Here is an 18,964-nt window from a genome sequence, read left to right on the forward strand (position 1 = left end):
GTGGCTCTAATCGACGACGGCGGTGGCTTCCATTTCGAGCGCCGCTCCATGATTGAGCGCGTTTACCCCTGCGACGGCTCGGGCGGGGCGATGGGAACCGATCCATTCGCCATAGATTTCGTCGAACTCTTTCCAGTGAGCCAAATCCGTCAGGTACACCCGCACCTGGACCAGACTGGTTCGCTTGAGTCCCGCCGATGCCAGGCAGGCATCGAGGTTGCTCAGCGTTTGTTTGGCCTGCACCGCGAAGCTCTCGGAAGTGACCGGCTCCCCCTCGCTGTTCACGGGCAACTGACCGGAGATGTAGGCAGTGCCGTGAGCGATGGTGACGTGACTGTACTTGCCTCGTGGAGGCATCAGCCCGTCTGCGTTGATTTGTTCGATGGTTTCGTTGGAGCGCATGACGTTCACCTTAGGCGGGTCCAGTGGTCCGCACAGCAGAAAGCCCCGGAAAGGAGGCACCCGTCCGGGGCTTCTGCAGATTTATCAGAGCGGCTTCGCGGCCAGCTCCTTGACCCACTTCGGGGTTTCCTTGTCCAGCTTGCTGTCGGTGGTAACGCGAAGGCGGGCAGCGAGGATCTGCAGCTGTTCATCGTCCTGCTGCGGCTGGGCAGACCGTTGCACCGTACGACGTGCCTTCGGCGATCAGTCCGGTGATCAAGATGGCGAACGGCCCCAGGTTGGCGACGATATCCCAGCCCGTGATGTCGTCCGAGACGATGTCGATGAGAATTGGCCCAGTGGCCTGTTCGGTCGCCGAATCGATTACCGCGTTAGGGAACCTGCGAGGGCAGCAGCCCCGGCGAGCGCCAGCACGCCCCGCACGGTGTTCGCACGGGTCCATGGCTGCTCGAACGCTTGCCAGGCTAGATCACCAGCGCCCGCGACTCGGGCAAGCCTGTTGTTGAGCGGAACATTCACGGCCGCAGTCACACCGAAGCTGGCGAGCGACAGCACTGCTCCCGCCAACCGCACTAGACCGTAGGTATCCGTCGTACCCGCGGTCAGCCCCGCCACTACCGAAGCGGCAGCGCCGCCGAAGAACAGCACCATGAACGGTGGACGGACCGCCTGGACGTTGATGCGCTGCATGGCGCCGATGGCTTCGCTCTCCGGACGAGAGTTGAGCGCGGGCATCACCATGGAGGAGAACGCAACGTACACCCCGCCTGTTGCGCCAGCGCACACTGCCGCAGTAGTAGTTGCAACGGTTTGAAAGAGATCAGCAGTCATGCACCAAGCAAACCCTGCCTCAGGCAGACTTCCCATAGTCGTACACAGCAGAAGCATACGCAATCGTCTAGAGTCAGGCTCATGAATCCCTTGACGCACTTCCTCGACGGACCTCATGCCCGGCGGGCCTTCGCATTACAGGTGGCGATGAACCCGCCGTGGTCTCTCGATGTCCAGGATCAGGCGCCGTTGACGGTGATGGCTATGCTGACCGGCGGTGCGTGGCTGGCGGCAGACGGGAACTCGACGGCTCTCAGTGCGGGCGATATTGCGCTCGTTCGCGGGCCCGGTCCATATATTGTGGCCGATGAGCCCGGGAGGGCGGCGAGCATCGTCATTCATCCCGGGCAGGCGTGCACCACGCTCGGCGGCGAGCCGGTCCACCTGAGCATGAGCCACGGCGTCCGGACGTGGGGCAACACTGCTTCGGGCGAGACCACCATGCTGATCGGGACGTATGAGACCGACGCCGAGGTCGGCTCCGCGGTGACGGCAGCATTGCCGCGCATCGCCGTCATACCGGCCGGTGCAGTCAATGCCGCGCTGGTGCAGCTACTTGCCTGCGAGGTTGCAACGGACGCTCCCGGACAAGGCAGCGTGATCGATCGGATGCTGGATGTGCTCCTGGTCCATTCCGTGCGTGCGTGGACCGCCGCTCACCCCGAAAGTGCAACAGGCTGGCTGTCAGCGGGTGCTGATGCCGTCGTCGGGCGGGCCCTTGAGCTGCTCCATGAACTGCCCGCTGAACCGTGGACGCTCGAGTCGCTCGCCCGGCGACTGAATGTATCGCGGGCTACGCTCGCGGCCCGCTTTCGCTCGCGCGTCGGAGAGCCACCCATGACGTACCTGACCAACTGGCGAATGCTTCTGGCCAGCGAACTGCTTGCGGACCCGCACCACACCACGGCGTGGATCGCGGGTGAGATCGGCTACGGCAGCCCCTTCGCGCTGAGCACTGCATTCAAACGGAGGTTTGGAGTGAGCCCAACCGAGTACCGCCGTCGTAAGTTTGCTGCGCCGGCGTAGCGGGGTTTCGTCCTAGTGTTGTCAGTGAGGGATGAAGTAGAACCAGGCCGCGGGAGGCACCGATGACGCAGTACTCAGCAGGCACTGTCCGGCAGCAGATTCTGGCGGTACTTTCCGCGTGGGGTATGACTCCGGAGCGTGCGGAGATCACCGCGGAAGTGATGGTGGATACCGATCTGGCGGGCATCGATTCGCACGGGATCTCCATGCTGCCCATGTACCAGCGGCTCATCGATGCAGGAAAGCTCGACACCCGCGCGGAGGCTGTGATTGAGCGTGAGGGTCCGTCGACCGCCGTCGTCGATGGCGGGCACAATCTCGGGCATTCAGCGATGGTGACCGCAATGCGGCTCGCCGTCTCCAAGGCGCGGGAGACCGGCGTCGGAGTTGTGACCGTACGGCGGTCGCACCACTTCGGGGCGGCTGGCTACTACGCGAGGATCGCCGCGGAATCCGGTCAGATTGGGCTGGTCACCTCGACCACCCCTACCAAGACGGTGGTTCCCACCCGCGGTTCGAGGCCGGTGCTCGGAACCAATCCGCTGGCGTTCGCCGCACCCAGCGCCAACGAGGCGGAGCCGTTCCTCCTCGATATGTCCACCAGCACCGTCGCGATGAACAAGGTGAAGGTGTACGACTACCTCGAGAAGCCGCTGCCTGCCGGGTGGGTGCTGGACGGCGCCGGCCAACCGGTCACCGACTCCCACGCGGGCTATAGCCAGCTGCGGGATCAGAAGGAAGGCGGCTTGAGTCCGCTCGGCGGGACGGAACAGCTCTCCAGCCACAAGGGATACGGGCTCGCGCTCATGGTCCAGATCCTGGCCGGCGCGCTCGCTGGTGCAACGTTTGCCCCGCTGAGGGAGCCCTCGGATCCGAATGACATTGGTCACTTCTGCCTGGTCATCGATCCCGCGTTTTTCGGGGACGCGGAGCAGTTTGCAGCATCGGTGTCGCAGATTGTCGACCTCCTTCGTGCGGAGCCGCCGGCAGCGCCGGACCGCCCGGTACTGGTGCCCGGGGATATCGAACGGACGGTCCGGACCGAACGGCTGGCGGCCGGCATTCCGCTCAGCGGCGGGTTCGTGAGTCACATTCGCGACATCTGTGACCAGAACGAGGCGCCGTTCCACCTCTAGGTCCGGGCTTGCACATCCTTGGTTGGAGTGTTCGCCTCTGGCGGATGTGACTCGTCAAAGACGCCGCATACTGTTTTTCCGGGGATGAGTCCAGAAAATACGTGTAGCCTGTTGCAGCACCTCAAGCAGCAAAGGACAAACGAGCACCCATGGCTACGGATTACGACGCACCGCGCGTACGCGAAGAGGATCAGCCGGCCAACGAGTCGCTGGAGGCACTCAAGGCCCAGCGCAGCGCCTCCACTCAGAATTCGGCGATCGATGCAGATGAGACAGACACAGCTGAAGGCCTGGATCTGCCCGGCGCTGTCCTCGAAGAGGAACTTCAGATACAGGTCATCCCGGAACAGCAGGATGAATTCACCTGCATGTCCTGTTTCCTGGTTCGACACCGTTCACAGCTCGCCCGGGAAAAGAACGGCAACAAGTACTGCGCCGACTGCGAGGGATAGTTCCGTCTAACCGCCCGGTAAGAAACGCCTCACCGGGCGGTTAGGCAACAGCACGGCCGTTAGACGACCCCGAGCGCCAGCATCGCGTTGGCAACCTGCACAAAACCGGCGATATTGGCGCCCGCAACATAGTTGCCCGGCAGTCCGTACTCGTCAGCCGTGGTAGCGCACCGCTCATGGATGTTGGCCATGATTTCCTCCAGCCGGCGCTCGGTGTGCTCAAAGGTCCACGCATCGCGGCTGGCGTTCTGCTGCATCTCCAAAGCCGACGTCGCCACACCTCCGGCGTTTGCCGCCTTGCCCGGACCGAAAAGGATCTTCGCATCCTGGAACAACTCAATCGCCTCAGGCGTGCTCGGCATGTTGGCACCTTCAGCCACGGCAATCAGTCCGCGTGAGAGCAGGCGCTTCGCGGCGACGTCGTCCAATTCATTCTGGGTGGCGCACGGCAGCGCGACGGTCGCGTCCACATCCCAGATGGAACCGTCCTGGACGAACACCGCTCCTGACCCGCGCTGCTCGGCGTAATCACTGACGCGCAGACGCTGGTTTTCCTTGATGTCGCGGAGGAGTTCGACGTCGATACCCTGCTCCTCGACGACGTAACCGGAGGAATCGGAGCAGGTGATGACATTGGCGCCCATCGACTGCGCCTTGGCGATTGCGTGCAGCGCCACGTTGCCGGAACCGGACACAACCACGCGCTGGCCCTCGAAGCTCAGGCCGCGGGTTGCGAGCATCTCCTTGGCGAAGAGGACGGCACCGAAGCCGGTTGCCTCCGGACGAACCAGTGAACCGCCCCAGCCGGTGCCCTTGCCGGTCAGAACGCCCGACTCGTAGCGGTTGGTGATCCGCTTGTACTGACCGAACATGTAACCGATCTCGCGGGTGCCCACGCCGATATCCCCGGCGGGCACATCCGTGTATTCACCGATGTGACGGTAGAGCTCCAGCATGAATGACTGGCAGAAGCGCATGACCTCGCCGTCGCTGCGGCCACGGGGGTCGAAGTCGGATCCGCCCTTGCCGCCGCCGATGGGCATGCCCGTGAGCGCGTTCTTGAAGATCTGCTCGAAACCCAGGAACTTGACAATCCCGAGGTATACCGAGGGGTGGAAGCGGAGGCCGCCCTTGTAGGGGCCGAGTGCGGAGTTGAACTCAACGCGGAAACCACGGTTGATGCGGACCTTGCCCGCGTCATCGACCCAGGGCACGCGGAAGATGATTTGCCGCTCAGGCTCGCAGATCCGCTCGAGGATGGATGCCTGGACAAACTCGGGGTGCTTCTTGAGCACCGGGCCGAGGGAATCGAAGACCTCGTCCGCGGCCTGGTGGAATTCCGTTTCACCGGGGTTCCGGCGTACTACGTCGTTGCGGATCGCTTCTATTGTCGAGTCCATTCGACTCTCCTATCGCTGCTGAGGTACCCGGGAAAGGATAGCGCCGGAGGAAAGCGCCCTCCGAATGTTTCCTTCATGTGAACGAGCACCGGAGTCCGCTTGCATTTCGCTTCCGCAACAGCTGTTGACCTGGCTTCGTGACCTGTGCCATAGTTTGTAATCGATTCCATGGAAACGATTCCATCAGATCGACCACCAGGAGAATGCACAGATGCGATCAGTGACGATCAGGAACGTCGCCGACATGGCGGGCGTATCCGTAGCCACCGCATCCCGCGTACTCTCAGGGCATCCGTCTACCTCTGAAGTAGCCCGCGACGCGGTCAGCAAGGCGGCGACCAAGCTCGGTTTCCGGCCCAACGCCCAGGCGCGCTCGCTGCGCAAGACCAGCACCCAGACCATCGGACTGGTCCTCCCCGACGTCCGGAACCCCTTCTTCGCGGACCTTGCCCACGCCGTGGAACAGCGCGCCCGCGACTTCAAGTACCTCACGCTGTTCGGCAACGCGAATGAAGACGCCGATCAGCAGGACCGGTATTTCGACATCATGCTGACCCAGCGGGTCGACGGCCTCATCGCCGCACCGCAGGGGAATGTCACCGATCTGCAGTCGGTGCTGGACAGCGGAGTGCCGACCGTCTTCGTGGACCGCGTCATCCCGGACACCACCGTCCCCAGCGTGACGCCCGATAACGTCACCGGCGTCCAGGAAGCCGTCCGCCACCTGACCAATAGTGGGCATCGCCGCATCGGCTACATCGCCGGCCCGCAGTCCACCTCCACAGGCCGGGAACGTCTCGCCGCCTTCCAGTCCGCCCTCGCGGACACACACGCCGACGACGACGCCGACCTCATTTTCTTCGGTGACTTCCAGTCCGCCAGTGGTGCCGCCGGAGCCCACCACCTGCTCGAACTCCCCCACCCTCCGACTGCCCTGCTTGCAGCGGACAGCCTGATGAGCATCGGCGCCGTCGGTGTCTGCAACGAACGCGGCCTGACCATCGGCACGGACGTCGCTTTTGTCGCTTATGACGACATCGAGGCCTTCAGCCTGATCAACCCCGCGCTCACCGTCATTGCCCACGATGTCAACGCCATGGGCCGCCTTGCCGTTGATCTCCTCACTCAGGTCATTGCCGGTGAAACCCCGGAATCGGTAATCCTTCCCAGCCGCCTCATTGTCCGCGGTTCCACCCCGTCCCTTCCAGGAGGCCTCACATCGTGAGCGATAGCACCATGAGCGAAAACGCAGGGACCGACGAGCCCATCCTGACGTTGGACAACGTCACCAAATCCTTCGGACCGGTGACGGTCATCAAAGGTGTGACCGTCAACGTTCACCCCGGCAAAGTGCAGGTGCTCCTCGGAGAGAACGGCGCCGGCAAATCAACGCTCATCAAGATGATGGCCGGCGTGTACCAGCCCGACGGGGGCCGCATCCTCGTGGACGGCAAGGAAGTCCGCCTGCCGGACACCAACGCTTCCGAGGCCCTTGGCATCGCCACCATCCACCAGGAACTGAACCTCGTGGGCTCGATGACCGTCGCCGAGAACATCACCATGGGACGCATCCCCCGCCGCTTCGGGCTCGTTGACCGGAAGAAGATGCGCGAGGTCGCCCGTGAGGCGCTGGCCATGATCGGTTTGGACATCGACGTTGACCACAAGGTAGCCGAACTTGGAATCGCCCGACAGCAACTGGTCGAGATCGCGAAAGCGCTGAGCCTCGATGCCCGCATGCTTATCCTCGACGAGCCGACGGCGGCTCTCACCAAGCGTGAGATCGCCGCTCTGTTCTCGGTGGTGGAGGATCTCCGGGAACGCGGTGTCGGCATGGTCTTCATCTCTCACCACCTGGATGAGATCGCCGCCATCGGCGACTCGGTTTCGGTTCTGCGGGACGGCGAATTCGTTGCCGAGGTCCCAGCGGATACCCATGAGGATGAGCTCGTCCGTCTCATGGTCGGCCGATCCATCGAACAGCAGTTTCCCCGCCGCCGCGAGTACGACGGACCGGACGCCACCCTCCTCGAAGTCAACGGGCTTTCCACCAAGGGAATGATCAACAACGTCTCCTTCACCGTGAAGGCCGGCGAAATCGTCGGCCTGGCCGGGCTGGTGGGGGCGGGCCGTACCGAGGTCATCCGGGCAATCGCCGGCGTTGATCCTTACGCCAGCGGCTCCGTCCGCGTCCGTGGCAAGGAGCTGCCAAAGTCCAGCATCGGCGCGGCCATTCGTGCCGGCGTCGGGCATGTTCCGGAAGACCGGAAGGCGCATGGACTGGTTCTCGGCGCAGCGGTCAACGAGAACATTGGATACGCCACGCTGTCAACGACCGCCAAGTCAGGGCTTGTGGACCGCGCCGGCCAGCGCAAGCGGGCGCAGGACGTTGCTGACAAGCTTCGGATTCGCATGCACAACCTCGACCAGACGGTCGGCTCCCTCTCCGGCGGCAACCAGCAGAAGACAGTCTTCGCGCGCTGGATCGTTGCGAACTCGTCAGTGCTCCTGCTGGATGAGCCGACCCGAGGCGTCGACGTCGGCGCGAAGGTCGAAATCTACGAACTGATGAACGCAATCACCGCTGCCGGCGGCGCCGTCGTGATGGTGTCCAGCGAATTGCCCGAGGTCCTCGGCATGAGTGACCGGGTGCTGGTGATGAGCGGCGGACATATTTCCGGTGAACTAAGCGCCGACGACGCCACGCAGGATGCCGTGATGTCGCTGGCGGTGCGCGATGTACAGCGCGATCTTGAAGACAAGCTGATGGAGGACGGTCATGAATAAGGTTGCAACCGCGGCGGCGCCGAAGAAGGCGCGCGGCGGCTCACGGATCGGCCGGTTCCTGGCCGACAACGGAGCCCTGGTGGGCCTCTTCGTCCTCGGCCTGGCGCTGTTCATCGCGACGCCGGACTTCCTCACCGGACCCAATCTGCTGAACATCGGAATCCAGGCATCGGTGATCGCGGTGCTCGCGTTCGGTCTGACCTTCGTGATTGTGGCGGCAGGCATTGACCTTTCCGTGGGGTCCGTTGCAGCGCTCTCCGCGATGGGGTCGGCATGGATCTTCTCCCAGGGGTCGATGCCCGGCTGGATCGCGCTGATTGGCGGTCTCGCCATCGGTGCCCTGAGCGGCGCCGTCAGCGGTTTCGCCGTCGCGTACGGCAGGCTCCCCTCCTTCATCGCAACACTCGCGATGCTCAGCATTGCCCGCGGACTCACTCTGGTTATCTCCGAAGGACGGCCCATCGGCACCGCACCCGCGGTTTCCTTCCTCGGCGGTGACCTCGGAGTCATCCCCATGCCGATCATCGTCCTTGTCGTCGCCGGCCTGGTCGCTGCCTTCATCCTGAACTTCACCGTCATGGGCCGCTACATGTACGCCGTCGGCGGTAACAAGGAAGCAGCGCGACTCTCCGGGGTTCCCGTCCGCAAGGTCCTGGTCACCGTGTTCGCGCTCTCCGGTCTCTTCGCCGGCCTGGCCGGGCTCCTGCTGTCCGGCCGTCTCGACTCGGCGCAGCCGCAGGCAGCGGTGGGCTACGAGCTCGACGCGATTGCCGCCGTCGTCATAGGCGGTGCCTCGCTCGCAGGAGGTATCGGACGTATCAGCGGCACGCTTGTCGGTGCTCTGGTCCTCGTGGTGATCCGCAACGGCCTCAACCTCCTCAATGTCTCCTCCTTTTGGCAGCAAGTGGTCATCGGCCTGGTGATCGCGGTAGCCGTCGGAATCGACTCACTGCGGCGCAAAAACCAGCCGCACTAGACCTACAACTGAATACGTTCAGGAATCGAAAAGTCCCAATCCAAGCAAAGGAAAAAACAATGAAGTTCTCCGCTCCCCGCAAGGCAGCAGTACTCACCATGTCCCTGGCACTCGCGTTCTCCGCCACCGCCTGCAACCGCGGTGAGGAAGGTGCTGAAGGATCGACGTCGGCAACCCTCGCTTTGTCCACGCTGAACAACCCGTTCTTCGTCGAACTGCGTGACGGCGCTGAAGCCGCCGCTGAAGAGGCCGGCATTGACCTCGAAGTTGTCGACGCACAGAACGACTCCGCAACCCAGACCAACCAGCTCGCTACTGCCGCTACCAGCGGAACCGACGGCGTCATCATCAACCCGGTTGACTCCGACGCCGCGGCCGCCGCTGTTGCACCGCTGATTGACGCCGACATCCCCGTTGTAGCGGTGGACCGCGCGGTCAACGGCGCCGAGGTTGAATCCCTCGTCTCCAGTGACAATGTCGCCGGCGGACGCCAGGCAGCGGACGCACTCGCGGAGGCCATGGGCGAGGAAGGAAAGGTCATCGTCCTCCAGGGCGTCGCCGGAACCTCCGCCAGCCGTGACCGCGGCGCCGGTTTCGAAGAGGGCATCGCTGCGTACCCGAACATTGAAGTAGTCGCCAAGCAGACTGCAAACTTTGACCGCGCCGAGGCACTCAACGTTGCCACCAACCTGTTGCAGGCCAATCCCGACGTGACCGGCATCTTCGCCGAAAACGACGAAATGGCACTGGGCGCCATCCAGGCTCTCGGCGACCGCGCCGGCTCCGAGGTGAAGGTTGTCGGCTTCGACGGGACCGAGGACGGACTCGCCGCTATCGAAGCGGGCACCATGACCGCGACCATCGCGCAGCAGCCCGCCGAGCTTGGCAAGCGATCCGTCGAGGTGCTCGAGCAGCTCCTTGCCGGTGAGACCGTCGAAGCTACCATCCCCGTTCCGGTCACCACCGTGAACTCCGAGAACGTCGGTGAATTCACCGAATGAGCACACAGCCGCCGGGCGTCGTCGTTGTAGGGTCCATCAACGCTGACCTCGTAGTAACACTGGAACGCCACCCCCAGCCGGGCGAAACCCTGCTGGGCCGGACCATGACGGTGATGCCCGGCGGCAAGGGTGCCAACCAGGCCGTAGCTGCGGCGAAGCTCGGTGCACCCACCATGATGATCGGCGCGGTCGGCCAGGACGCCTATACCGATGTCGCCCTCTCCGGCCTGCACTCCGCCGGCGTCAATACTGACGGCGTGCAGCGCGTTGGGACCACTACCGGCGTCGCCATCGTGGAGGTCGACGACGGCGGCGAGAACACTATCGTCGTCATCCCCGGTGCGAATGGGAAAGTGACACCTGCGCTGGTTGCCTCAGCTGCGGATCGAATTGCCGACGCCGGCGTCCTGGTTCTGCAGGGCGAGATCCCTGCCGCTTCAGTTGCGGCGGCGGTTGCGTCTGGAACCGGCAGAGTGATGATCAACCTGGCGCCCGTGATCGAGCTCGACCGGAACACACTCCTGCGCGCCGACCCGCTGGTGGTCAACGAGCATGAGGGCGCGCTGGTACTGGCGCAGCTGACAGGAACTGCCGCGCCGCCGGACGCCGCACCGGTTGACCATGCTGATACGGCGCGGGCACTCCTTGCCTGCGGGTTTTCATCCGTCGTGATGACACTGGGGGGCGCCGGTGCGCTCCTCGCCGACTCCTCCGGGGTGATGGAGGTTCCTGCGCCATCAGTGGCTGTCGTCGATACCACCGGCGCGGGTGACGCATTCGTGGGAGCGCTCGCGGCCCGCTTGGTCGTCGGCGATGAGCTGGCCGACGCAGTCGCCATTGCCGTCCGGGTCGGCGCATTCGCGGTGGGAGCCGAGGGCGCGCAGCCCTCCTACCCGTCGCTCACCGATGCGCTCCCCGAGGCGCCGTCCCCCAAGGGACTTCAGGGAGCACAGGGAGCACAGGCATGAAGAAGAGCGGATTATTGAACGGTCCTATCAACGCCCTGCTCAGCACTCTGGGCCACGGACATCTGGTGATGATCACTGACTGCGGCATGCCGCTCCCCGAGTCCGCCGCCGTCGTCGACCTGGCACTCGTGAGAGGCACGCCGGCATTCGCGGAGGTGCTTCGAGCGGTGTTGGCCGACCTCGAGGTCGAGGGGTCGGTCATCGCCTCGGAGGCATGCGGGACCGTCGTCGAGGACGTTGTACGCGGCGAGGGTCTCTCCCCGGAGTTCGTGAGTCATCAGGAGCTGAAGTCTCTGCTCGATGAGGCGCGGCTCATCATCCGGACTGGCGAGGCCACGTCCTACGCGAATGTGGCGCTGCGCTGCGGGGTGACGTTCTAAGACTCGCCGGGCTTTTGAATCAGTCCTGACGACGCCTCGCCGGGCGCACCGCCATAGCGATCAGCCAGAAAACCACCAGGGCGACGGCCGCAGCGGATACCCACACCACAATCGTGGTGCCCATACCTTGGTTTGACACCTCCGCCGCCGTCTCGCTGGCTTCCTCCTGAACGTACTGGTCGACGACGGGGGCCAGGAGGACATCCGAGGCCCCCTCAAGTGTCTGCCGCAGGGCTGCCGAGGTTGCCTCCTCCGCTCCCAGCCGCCAGTCGACGGTTCGGCCCTCCGCTTCAGGCTCCGGACGGACAAGCTCCAGCCACGAGATCATCCCGATCTCGGGATATTCCTCAGCGATGGCAGGATCGAAAAGCTGCTCAAGCCACGCCGTCTTGATGTCCGTTTCTTCTGCGCTGTCGGGGTCCGCCGGGTCATAGAGCGCAGCTGTCTGCACGAAGAAGCGCTGGCCCCGCTCCGCCCCGTACTCCTTCGCGAAATCGATCGTCGGTGCTCCGGGCGGCATGCCGTACGTTCCTTCGAGCTGCCTCCGGAACTTATCCTGCTCGGGAAGCACGGAGGTAATGATCGCTCCCGAATACTCGCGGGGATCGTCGATGTCCGCGATCGCACCCGGCTCGTAGCTGCCGTAGTGGTACATGCTCAGCCCCACCCAGTCCACTGCGTCATCACCAGGGTAATAGGGCCGGTAGGGGTCGTCGCCGGTCTCGACCAACCCGTTGCCGTTGGTATCGAGCGCCTGGATCTTGGCGTCCTCGCTTCCTTCAAGGGCGCCGTATGACTCCGTGAAGGGATAGCCGGCTGCATACGACGGCGCCCACAGCATCGCCGCGGACGGCGCACCGGCGTGCACAGCCGAAGCGACGGTCTGGAAAGCCGACACATAGTCCTCGGGCTGCTGCCCCCACTCATACCAGGTACCGTTCATTTCCGGCGCGAACCGGACAAAGAAGGCAGTGCCGTATTCTTCACCGGCGAGCTCCAGCACCCCAGCAAGGTCCGTGGCGTCATTCTCGGTGAGTTCGGCGAGCGGTTTCGATGGTTCAAGGGTGACAACAACGGCGGAACCCAGCGTGGCAGCCTGCAGCGCAGTGTCACGAAGGTCCCGCACGAGGGCTTCCTGCAACGGATAGGAGAACGGCCTGCTGAAGAACGACGGCGTCACGCCGGTCTGATCCACATACCCGGCCGCATCGGCACCGGACCAATCAAGCTCGGGGCCGAAGTACCGGCCATCCTCCAACTCCGTCGGCGCCAAGGGTTGCACCGGGCTCTGCCTGCCGACTACCCCGGATTCATTGGCTGGCGGCACGGCCCACGCAGAGGGTCCGCCCGCTCCCTGTGTCACCAGCAGAGCCAGCGCCATCGCCAGTGAAGACCGGATGGCTGCCCACACCGCCGTCATACGTAACCCTGAGACATGATGAGACCGCTTTCCGCTGAGGCACCGCCGGCTCGTCATCGCAGCGCTGTGAGCAGATATCGCGCAGTCAGCTGGAAGACGAGGATGCAATCGAGATAATTCACTGAGACCATTCAGTGAGAACCAAATTACCTGACTGGAGCGAAGGCATGACCAATCTGGACGTGCATCCTGAGGAGATCGTCTGCCGAGGGGATCGGGCACCGTTGACCGCCGAACTGCTGGTCCCCCGCGACGTACCGCTCGGTGGTCCGCGGGCAATGACCGTGCGCCGGACACTGCCACAGCGCCGGCGCAGCCTGATCGGGTCATGGTGCTTTCTGGACCACTACGGGCCGGACCCGGTGTCCGCCTCGGGCGGAATGAAGGTCCCCCGGCACCCGCATACCGGCCTGGCCACCGTGAGCCTGCTCTTCACCGGCGGAGTCAGCCATCGCGATTCCTCCGGCGCCGACGCCCTGGTGCGTCCCGGCGAGGTCAACCTCATGATCGCCGGTCGCGGGATCTCGCATCAGGAGTTCTCCACCCCAGACACCACGCTCCTCCACGGTGTGCAGCTCTGGTACGCCCTGCCCGATTCAACCCGGCACATGCCGCCCACCTTTGAGCACTACGAACCGGAGCCGGTCACCGGCGAGGGAACCACGCTGCGGGTCTTCATCGGCTCTCTGGCAGGTTCGGCTTCCCCGATCGAAACCTACACACCGCCGCTGTTGGCCGCCGAGATCAATCTGGAGTCCGGTGCCCGCCTGGAACTGCAGCTGACCCCCGCCTTCGAGCACGGCGTGTTGCTGGATGCCGGTGATCTGACCCTCAACGGGTCGCAGGTGCCGGTGAACCATCTTGCCTACTTGCCTGTCGGGGAGCAGTCCCTCACGGTCAAGGCCGGAGCGGACCCGGTACGGCTCATCCTGATCGGCGGCGAACCGCTGGGCGAGCAGATCGTGATGTGGTGGAACTTCGTCGGCCGCTCGCATGAAGAGGTGGTCGCTTACCGCGCTGCCTGGCAAGCGGAAATTGGTGCCGAACCGGCACTGTCGCAGGACTCAACGTACGACGACGGCGCTCCCTACCCGCGCTTCGGCCCGTTCCCTGCCGGTCAGCCTGCCGCGCTGCCGGCACCGACGATGCCGGCAGTCCAATTGCGCCCGCGCGGCTGAAGTCGACGCCGCTCGCCCTTCCCTCTTGCAAGCATCAGCCATACCTAGCACTGCTATGCTTCATACACCTAACACCTCTAGGTATGTGGAGTAGCAGTGCGCATCGACAAAGACCTCGTGGCGGCCTCCGCCACCCCGCTCGTCCTGGGCATCCTGGCAGAGGGCGACCTCTACGGGTACGCCATCCTCAAACGCGTCGGCGAGCTGTCCGGCGGCAGCATGCAATGGACCGACGGCATGCTCTATCCACTCCTGCACAGGCTGGAGCGGCTCGGCTACGTCAACGCAACGTGGGGCACCTCGGACGCCGGCCGCCGTCGTAAGCACTACGCCATCACGCAGACCGGCAGGGAAGCCCTCGCTGAACGCCAGCAGCAGTGGACCGTCGTCGCCGACGCATTGCGACAGGTCTGGCACGCCTCCCCCACGCCACCGGCAGTGACGGAGGGGTGGGCGTGATGGCAGCTCATGCAGAGCTGGAGGCTCAGATTGACCGGTGGCGCAGCTACGTTCAGCGCCGCCGGGCCATCTCCCCCGCCGACGTCGACGAGCTCGAAGACCACCTCCGCGAACAAATCGCCGAGCGCCAAGCCACTGGACTTGATGACGAGGAAGCCTTCCTCGTTGCGATCAAGCGTCTCGGAAACCTCGACGCCGTCTCGCAGGAATTCGCACGCGAACACTCGGACCGGCTGTGGAAGCAGCTTGTCCTCCTTCCGGAGAAAACACCCGACGACGACGGCAGCACCCCTGCGTGGCGCGAGCTGGCAGTCGTTCTCGCGCTGGCCGTGGGTGCGGGGATCGCAGTCAAGGTTGGGTTCCTCCTGATCGAAAACGAGAACGTATTCGCACGGAACCTAGGGTTGCTGGTAGTCCCCTTCATCGCCGGCTACTTCACATGGAAGCGGCGGCTGACGCCGCGAGCCGGCGCTGCACTCCTGATCCCCTATGGTGTCCTCGCAGTGATCCTCAATGCCTATCCGTTCTCCGTTGGCGGGTCCACGGAGTTGCTCGCGGTACTGCATGCTCCGGTGATCCTGTGGCTCCTGGCTGGACTGGCGTACGTCGGCGGGCGATGGCGCTCCGACAGCCGCCGCATGGACTTTGTCCGTTTCACGGGCGAGTTCGCGATCTACTACACCCTGCTTGCCCTCGGCGGCGCCGTGTTGATTGGCCTGACGCTCGGCGCCTTCACTCTCATCGGCACCGATCTTGAACCGGTCCTGGCCGAGTGGATCCTGCCCTTTGCCGTGCCCGGCGCACTGGTGGTGGCGGCCTGGCTTGTCGAAGCCAAACAGAACGTCGTCGAGAATATCGCTCCGGTCCTCACGCGCATCTTCACACCGCTCACCATCGTGATGCTGCTGGCGCTCCTGGGCGTCATCGCCGCTGCCGGCGGCCTGGTGGACGTCGAACGCGAGCTGCTCATTCTCATGGACGCGATCCTGATCCTGGTGCTGTCCCTGCTGCTGTACTCGATCTCAGCGCGGGATTCCCTCGCTCGGCCCGGCTTCTTCGACGCGTTGCAGCTGGTCCTTGTCATTGCAGCCATCGCGGTGGACGCCGTCATGCTGACTGCGATGCTCACCCGCATTGCCGAGTTTGGCTTCAGTCCCAACAAGATCGCCGCCCTCGGCCTCAACCTCCTGCTCTTGGTGCATCTGGTGCGCGCCGCTTGGCTGACCGTCGGGTTCCTGCGGGGACGGCGCCCATTCGGGCAGCTCGAAAACTGGCAGACGCGGTACTTGCCGGTTTATGGCGCGTGGGCCGCCGTCGTCGTCGTTCTTTTTCCGCCTGTCTTCGGCTTCAGCTGATCAGAAGTCGAACATCTCCCCTAGCCAGTTGTCCTTCTTCTTGCGGTACGGCTTGCGTCCGTACTGGTCCTCACCCCGGCGGTCGTTGTTGTAGCGGCGGGTGTCGTCGTCGTACCGGCGTCGGTAGTCATCATCCCTGCCGCGGTAGTCGTCATCCCGGCGCCCTGATCCCAGCAGCGGCGAAGGCAGCGGCGGGGCGATGGGCGGTGCGCTCGGCGCATGCGGGCGCGCAGCGGGCTGCGCGGTGAGGGTGCCGGCACGGTCGATGATCTTGTCGAGCTCCCCGCGGTCCAGCCAGACCCCGCGACAGGTGGGACAGTAATCAATCTCCACTCCACTTCGCTCCGACATCACGAGTTCAATCTTGTCCACCGGGCACAGCATGGGTTCCTCCTGCATTGAGTGAGTTGCGGTCAGTTGTGTAGCTCAAACGTAGGTCATTCGGTCGCTTGTCCCTACCCAATGCGTGCCAATCCGCCCGGTGACGAAAAGGCGGCCTACCCAAGCGATGAATGCTCGGGCAGGCCGCCTGCTGTTACCGGGACTGCTACAGCGTCGAGGTGTCGATCACGAAGCGGTACCGCACGTCCGATGCCAGTACACGCTCATAGGCGTCATTGATCTTGTCGGCCGGGATGACCTCGACCTCGGCGCCAAGCTTGTGCTCAGCGCAGAAGTCGAGCATCTCCTGGGTCTCACGGATGCCACCGATCATCGAGCCGGCAAAGGACCGGCGGCCGCCGATGAGGGCAAACGCCTGAACGGGCAGCGGCTCCGCCGGAGCACCGACGTTGACCAGCGCGCCGTCGAGGCTCAGCAGTCCGAGGTAGGCACTGATGTCCAGTGACGCGCTGACCGTGTTGATGATCAGGTCGAAGGAGCCCGCGAGGTCCGTGAAGGTGTTCTCGTCGCTCGTGGCGTAGTACGCATCCGCGCCGAGACGCAGGCCGTCCTCCTGCTTTTTCAGCGACTGGGACAGAACCGTCACCTCCGCACCCATCGCGTGAGCTAGCTTGACGGCCATGTGACCGAGACCGCCAAGTCCGACGACGGCTACCTTCTTCCCCGGACCGGCACCCCAGTGCCTCAGCGGCGAGAAGGTGGTGATGCCTGCGCACAGAAGGGGGGCGGCCGCGTCGAGCTCGATGCCCTCGGGAATACGGAGAACGAAGTCCTCGGTCACCACAACCTGGGTGGAGTAACCGCCCTGCGTGATGGTTCCGTCGCGGTCAACCGCGCCGTAAGTGCCCACGTTGCCGTTGAGGCAGTACTGCTCCTCGCCGGCCAGGCAGTTCTTGCATTCACGGCAGGAGTTGACCATGCAGCCGACGCCCACGCGGTCGCCGACAGCGTGCTTGGTCACGTTGGCGCCGACCTCCGCGACGATACCGGCGATCTCGTGCCCGGGTGCCAGCGGGAACTGCTGAGGCCCCCAGTCGCCCCGGACGGTGTGGATGTCCGAGTGGCAGATGCCGGCGTACTTGATCTCGATCAGGACGTCGTCCGGTCCGACATCCCGGCGTTCGATGGTGGTAGGGACGAGGTCCTCGGTGGCCGAGGGAGCAGCGTAAGCGGAAACGGTCATGGGCATGGGTAGAACTCCTGGAGGTCGTGGTGACGTATTCGGTCTCAGGGCTGGACAACGTACGCGGGCGAAAAGGTATTCCTGGGCAGCAGCACCACTCCGATAGGCTCGTACTCTAGGTCTGACGCCAAGGAGAGCACTACGTGACTGAGAACCAGAATGCCGCGGCCGACTTCGACCCGGATGCACGCGGTGAGCAGTCCCCCTCCGCCCTCGAAGCTCTCATTGAGCGCGTTGAGGAGGAAACCCGCAAACTCCAGCTGGCGAAGTTCAGCCAGGAGGACGCACTCGCGCTCGGATTGCTGATCATCGAGCTTGCGACAGAACGTGAGCTGCCGGTGGCCGTAGATATCCGGCGCGGAGCGCACATCCTGTTCCATGTTTCGCTGTCTGGCGCCACACCGGATAACGACGTCTGGGTTGAGCGAAAGTCACGGACTGCCGAGCGCTTCGGCATTCCCTCCCTGCTGGTGGGCCTTCGCGGACGGCGCGGCGGCGGGCGGATGGAAGACAACGCGTGGTTCGACCAGTCCGCTTACGCTGCACACGGTGGTGCGTTCCCGGTCTATGTGCGTGGAACGGGGCCGGTGGCGGTGGTCACCGTTTCGGGGCTGCCGCAGGTAGCGGACCACGAACTCGTCGTCGAAGCGCTGACCAAGTTCAGCCGGCGCAAGAAGAAGGCTGCGCCCGCAGCCTAAGCTCCGCCGTCGGGCATTGGCGTTACGAGGTCAGATCCCGGTGCAGCTACCTTGATGCGGGAGTCAGCGACTCAATGAGTGTTTCGATCCTGCTCTTGATCTCGTCGCGGATGGGCCGGACGGACTCCACACCCTTTCCTGCCGGATCCTCAAGCACCCAGTCCTCGTAGCGCTTGCCGGGAAAGTAGGGGCACTCATCGCCGCAGCCCATGGTGATGACGACGTCGGACTCCTTGATTGCCTCCGTGGTCAGGACCTTCGGGATCTCGCTGCTCATGTCGATTCCGACCTCGGCCATGGCCTCGACCGCGGACGGGTTGATCTTGTCAGCCGGCTGCGATCCGGCCGAGCGCACCTCGATGGCACCCTTCGAGAGAGTAGTGAGGAAGGCTGCTGCCATCTGCGACCGGCCGGCGTTGTGAACGCACACGAACAGGACGGACGGCTTTTGGGGGACATCAGTAGTCATCGGGGATCTCCGCATTGATTGACAACGATCGATTGAATACCACCAGCTATATCGATCCATGTCAATCCATCGGTGCATAATGGATTCATGAACACTGCGCAAACCCTCGAATCGACGCTGGACAGTGCTTGCTGCGCGCCGTCGGATCAACCCGGGATCAGCCTCGAGGATGCGCAGCAGCGTGCCCTCGTGTTCAAAGCTTTGGCGGATCCGAACCGGCTGCGGCTGCTGTCCATTGTGAAGGCGGGAGAGTCAGGCGAGGCCTGCGTGTGTGACCTGACCGAACCACTGGACCTCGGTCAGCCGACTGTCTCCCACCATTTGAAGATCCTCGTCGAAGCCGGACTGCTGAACCGCGAGAAGCGAGGAACCTGGGCCTACTACTCCCTGGTTCCCGGCGCACTGGACAGGGTGACGGGGCTGCTCGCGTCGCTCTGACGC

At 64.1% G+C, this 18,964-nt stretch carries 22 protein-coding genes; 14 read left to right on the plus strand and 8 right to left on the minus strand.

Translation table 11 applies throughout. The features are described 5' to 3' along the window. Positions 1 to 6: 6 nt before the first annotated feature. The 3 genes from ACZ2GY_RS14720 to ACZ2GY_RS14730 form a co-directional block, all read right to left on the minus strand. Positions 7 to 402, minus strand: coding sequence for a RidA family protein (locus tag ACZ2GY_RS14720; RefSeq protein ID WP_346027472.1), 396 nt, complete (start codon positions 400 to 402; stop codon positions 7 to 9). 84 nt (positions 403 to 486) lie between these two features. Further along, on the minus strand, positions 487 to 624 hold the full coding sequence (locus ACZ2GY_RS14725) for a hypothetical protein (RefSeq protein ID WP_471672266.1): 138 nt from the start codon (positions 622 to 624) through the stop codon (positions 487 to 489). A 141-nt stretch (positions 625 to 765) separates the two neighbouring features. Next, positions 766 to 1,233 carry an anthrone oxygenase family protein gene (locus tag ACZ2GY_RS14730; RefSeq protein ID WP_471672267.1) on the minus strand — a complete coding sequence of 156 codons (468 nt, stop codon included), beginning with the start codon at positions 1,231 to 1,233 and terminating at the stop codon, positions 766 to 768. An 81-nt stretch (positions 1,234 to 1,314) separates the two neighbouring features. On the opposite strand from ACZ2GY_RS14730, the gene ACZ2GY_RS14735 reads away from it, so the two are divergent. The 3 genes from ACZ2GY_RS14735 to ACZ2GY_RS14745 all read left to right on the plus strand — a co-directional run bounded on the left by ACZ2GY_RS14735 (position 1,315) and on the right by ACZ2GY_RS14745 (position 3,847). Then, entirely contained in the window at positions 1,315 to 2,259 is a 945-nt protein-coding gene (locus ACZ2GY_RS14735; protein WP_471672268.1) for an AraC family transcriptional regulator, read from the plus strand. A gap of 62 nt (positions 2,260 to 2,321) precedes the next feature. Then, positions 2,322 to 3,395: an Ldh family oxidoreductase gene (locus tag ACZ2GY_RS14740; RefSeq protein WP_471672269.1), complete on the plus strand. Its 1,074-nt coding sequence runs from the start codon at positions 2,322 to 2,324 to the stop codon at positions 3,393 to 3,395. A 149-nt stretch (positions 3,396 to 3,544) separates the two neighbouring features. Next, positions 3,545 to 3,847 (plus strand): DUF4193 domain-containing protein, encoded by a 303-nt coding sequence (locus tag ACZ2GY_RS14745; protein ID WP_056544775.1) that lies wholly within the window; start codon positions 3,545 to 3,547, stop codon positions 3,845 to 3,847. 59 nt (positions 3,848 to 3,906) lie between these two features. On the opposite strand, the gene gdhA is transcribed toward ACZ2GY_RS14745, so the two are convergent. After that, positions 3,907 to 5,247, minus strand: coding sequence for an NADP-specific glutamate dehydrogenase (gene gdhA / locus ACZ2GY_RS14750; RefSeq protein ID WP_277359436.1), 1,341 nt, complete (start codon positions 5,245 to 5,247; stop codon positions 3,907 to 3,909). A gap of 211 nt (positions 5,248 to 5,458) precedes the next feature. Between gdhA and ACZ2GY_RS14755 the strand changes: the two genes are divergently transcribed. The 6 genes from ACZ2GY_RS14755 to rbsD are packed head-to-tail and all read left to right on the plus strand — an operon-like array spanning position 5,459 to position 11,359. Next, positions 5,459 to 6,472, plus strand: a complete 1,014-nt coding sequence (locus ACZ2GY_RS14755) for a LacI family DNA-binding transcriptional regulator (RefSeq protein ID WP_471672271.1) — start codon at positions 5,459 to 5,461, stop codon at positions 6,470 to 6,472. Between the two features lie 11 nt (positions 6,473 to 6,483). Further along, positions 6,484 to 8,034 (plus strand): sugar ABC transporter ATP-binding protein, encoded by a 1,551-nt coding sequence (locus ACZ2GY_RS14760; RefSeq protein WP_471672272.1) that lies wholly within the window; start codon positions 6,484 to 6,486, stop codon positions 8,032 to 8,034. After that, positions 8,027 to 9,010 (plus strand): ABC transporter permease, encoded by a 984-nt coding sequence (locus ACZ2GY_RS14765; RefSeq protein ID WP_346027480.1) that lies wholly within the window; start codon positions 8,027 to 8,029, stop codon positions 9,008 to 9,010. Before ACZ2GY_RS14760 ends, ACZ2GY_RS14765 begins: the two co-directional genes overlap by 8 nt. Positions 9,011 to 9,069: 59 nt before the next feature. After that, positions 9,070 to 10,011: a substrate-binding domain-containing protein gene (locus ACZ2GY_RS14770; RefSeq protein ID WP_346027481.1), complete on the plus strand. Its 942-nt coding sequence runs from the start codon at positions 9,070 to 9,072 to the stop codon at positions 10,009 to 10,011. Further along, entirely contained in the window at positions 10,008 to 10,979 is a 972-nt protein-coding gene (locus ACZ2GY_RS14775) for a ribokinase (RefSeq protein WP_346027482.1), read from the plus strand. The genes ACZ2GY_RS14770 and ACZ2GY_RS14775 overlap by 4 nt, the downstream gene beginning before the upstream one ends. Further along, a complete protein-coding gene (gene rbsD / locus ACZ2GY_RS14780; RefSeq protein ID WP_346027483.1) occupies positions 10,976 to 11,359 on the plus strand; it encodes a D-ribose pyranase in 384 nt (127 codons plus the stop codon). The genes ACZ2GY_RS14775 and rbsD overlap by 4 nt, the downstream gene beginning before the upstream one ends. Positions 11,360 to 11,378: 19 nt before the next feature. On the opposite strand, the gene ACZ2GY_RS14785 is transcribed toward rbsD, so the two are convergent. Further along, entirely contained in the window at positions 11,379 to 12,779 is a 1,401-nt protein-coding gene (locus ACZ2GY_RS14785; protein ID WP_471672273.1) for a glycoside hydrolase family 26 protein, read from the minus strand. Between the two features lie 167 nt (positions 12,780 to 12,946). On the opposite strand from ACZ2GY_RS14785, the gene ACZ2GY_RS14790 reads away from it, so the two are divergent. The 3 genes from ACZ2GY_RS14790 (at position 12,947) to ACZ2GY_RS14800 (ending at position 15,771) form a co-directional block, all read left to right on the plus strand. Then, positions 12,947 to 13,957: a pirin family protein gene (locus ACZ2GY_RS14790; protein ID WP_471672274.1), complete on the plus strand. Its 1,011-nt coding sequence runs from the start codon at positions 12,947 to 12,949 to the stop codon at positions 13,955 to 13,957. A 96-nt stretch (positions 13,958 to 14,053) separates the two neighbouring features. Continuing rightward, positions 14,054 to 14,416, plus strand: coding sequence for a PadR family transcriptional regulator (locus ACZ2GY_RS14795; RefSeq protein WP_471672275.1), 363 nt, complete (start codon positions 14,054 to 14,056; stop codon positions 14,414 to 14,416). Next, positions 14,416 to 15,771, plus strand: coding sequence for a permease prefix domain 1-containing protein (locus ACZ2GY_RS14800; protein ID WP_471672276.1), 1,356 nt, complete (start codon positions 14,416 to 14,418; stop codon positions 15,769 to 15,771). Before ACZ2GY_RS14795 ends, ACZ2GY_RS14800 begins: the two co-directional genes overlap by 1 nt. Here ACZ2GY_RS14800 and ACZ2GY_RS14805 read toward each other — a convergent pair whose 3' ends face one another. Both ACZ2GY_RS14805 and ACZ2GY_RS14810 read right to left on the minus strand, forming a co-directional pair. Next, on the minus strand, positions 15,772 to 16,155 hold the full coding sequence (locus tag ACZ2GY_RS14805; RefSeq protein WP_471673604.1) for a TFIIB-type zinc ribbon-containing protein: 384 nt from the start codon (positions 16,153 to 16,155) through the stop codon (positions 15,772 to 15,774). Between the two features lie 163 nt (positions 16,156 to 16,318). Beyond that, positions 16,319 to 17,362 (minus strand): NAD(P)-dependent alcohol dehydrogenase, encoded by a 1,044-nt coding sequence (locus ACZ2GY_RS14810; protein WP_471672277.1) that lies wholly within the window; start codon positions 17,360 to 17,362, stop codon positions 16,319 to 16,321. Between the two features lie 137 nt (positions 17,363 to 17,499). Between ACZ2GY_RS14810 and ACZ2GY_RS14815 the strand changes: the two genes are divergently transcribed. After that, positions 17,500 to 18,054: a heme-degrading domain-containing protein gene (locus ACZ2GY_RS14815; protein WP_471672278.1), complete on the plus strand. Its 555-nt coding sequence runs from the start codon at positions 17,500 to 17,502 to the stop codon at positions 18,052 to 18,054. Between the two features lie 46 nt (positions 18,055 to 18,100). On the opposite strand, the gene ACZ2GY_RS14820 is transcribed toward ACZ2GY_RS14815, so the two are convergent. Further along, complete coding sequence (locus tag ACZ2GY_RS14820) at positions 18,101 to 18,523, minus strand: arsenate reductase ArsC (protein ID WP_471672279.1); 423 nt, start codon at positions 18,521 to 18,523, stop codon at positions 18,101 to 18,103. Between the two features lie 87 nt (positions 18,524 to 18,610). On the opposite strand from ACZ2GY_RS14820, the gene ACZ2GY_RS14825 reads away from it, so the two are divergent. Then, positions 18,611 to 18,961 carry an ArsR/SmtB family transcription factor gene (locus tag ACZ2GY_RS14825; RefSeq protein WP_471672280.1) on the plus strand — a complete coding sequence of 117 codons (351 nt, stop codon included), beginning with the start codon at positions 18,611 to 18,613 and terminating at the stop codon, positions 18,959 to 18,961. Positions 18,962 to 18,964 lie beyond the last annotated feature (3 nt).

This window comes from Arthrobacter sp. KKT183, from assembly GCF_055657625.1.

Bases quoted from the DNA above. Each gene is read 5' to 3' on its own strand.
- ACZ2GY_RS14800 (WP_471672276.1), top strand. From the start codon at position 14,416: ATGGCAGCTCATGCAGAGCTGGAGGCTCAGATTGACCGGTGGCGCAGC.
- ACZ2GY_RS14825 (WP_471672280.1), top strand. From the start codon at position 18,611: ATGAACACTGCGCAAACCCTCGAATCGACGCTGGACAGTGCTTGCTGC.
- ACZ2GY_RS14740 (WP_471672269.1), top strand. From the start codon at position 2,322: ATGACGCAGTACTCAGCAGGCACTGTCCGGCAGCAGATTCTGGCGGTA.
- ACZ2GY_RS14730 (WP_471672267.1), bottom strand. From the start codon at position 1,233: ATGACTGCTGATCTCTTTCAAACCGTTGCAACTACTACTGCGGCAGTG.
- ACZ2GY_RS14790 (WP_471672274.1), top strand. From the start codon at position 12,947: ATGACCAATCTGGACGTGCATCCTGAGGAGATCGTCTGCCGAGGGGAT.
- ACZ2GY_RS14760 (WP_471672272.1), top strand. From the start codon at position 6,484: ATGAGCGAAAACGCAGGGACCGACGAGCCCATCCTGACGTTGGACAAC.
- ACZ2GY_RS14755 (WP_471672271.1), top strand. From the start codon at position 5,459: ATGCGATCAGTGACGATCAGGAACGTCGCCGACATGGCGGGCGTATCC.
- ACZ2GY_RS14785 (WP_471672273.1), bottom strand. From the start codon at position 12,779: ATGACGGCGGTGTGGGCAGCCATCCGGTCTTCACTGGCGATGGCGCTG.
- ACZ2GY_RS14770 (WP_346027481.1), top strand. From the start codon at position 9,070: ATGAAGTTCTCCGCTCCCCGCAAGGCAGCAGTACTCACCATGTCCCTG.
- ACZ2GY_RS14810 (WP_471672277.1), bottom strand. From the start codon at position 17,362: ATGCCCATGACCGTTTCCGCTTACGCTGCTCCCTCGGCCACCGAGGAC.
- ACZ2GY_RS14820 (WP_471672279.1), bottom strand. From the start codon at position 18,523: ATGACTACTGATGTCCCCCAAAAGCCGTCCGTCCTGTTCGTGTGCGTT.
- ACZ2GY_RS14775 (WP_346027482.1), top strand. From the start codon at position 10,008: ATGAGCACACAGCCGCCGGGCGTCGTCGTTGTAGGGTCCATCAACGCT.
- ACZ2GY_RS14735 (WP_471672268.1), top strand. From the start codon at position 1,315: ATGAATCCCTTGACGCACTTCCTCGACGGACCTCATGCCCGGCGGGCC.
- ACZ2GY_RS14745 (WP_056544775.1), top strand. From the start codon at position 3,545: ATGGCTACGGATTACGACGCACCGCGCGTACGCGAAGAGGATCAGCCG.
- gdhA (WP_277359436.1), bottom strand. From the start codon at position 5,247: ATGGACTCGACAATAGAAGCGATCCGCAACGACGTAGTACGCCGGAAC.
- rbsD (WP_346027483.1), top strand. From the start codon at position 10,976: ATGAAGAAGAGCGGATTATTGAACGGTCCTATCAACGCCCTGCTCAGC.
- ACZ2GY_RS14765 (WP_346027480.1), top strand. From the start codon at position 8,027: ATGAATAAGGTTGCAACCGCGGCGGCGCCGAAGAAGGCGCGCGGCGGC.
- ACZ2GY_RS14805 (WP_471673604.1), bottom strand. From the start codon at position 16,155: ATGCTGTGCCCGGTGGACAAGATTGAACTCGTGATGTCGGAGCGAAGT.
- ACZ2GY_RS14720 (WP_346027472.1), bottom strand. From the start codon at position 402: ATGCGCTCCAACGAAACCATCGAACAAATCAACGCAGACGGGCTGATG.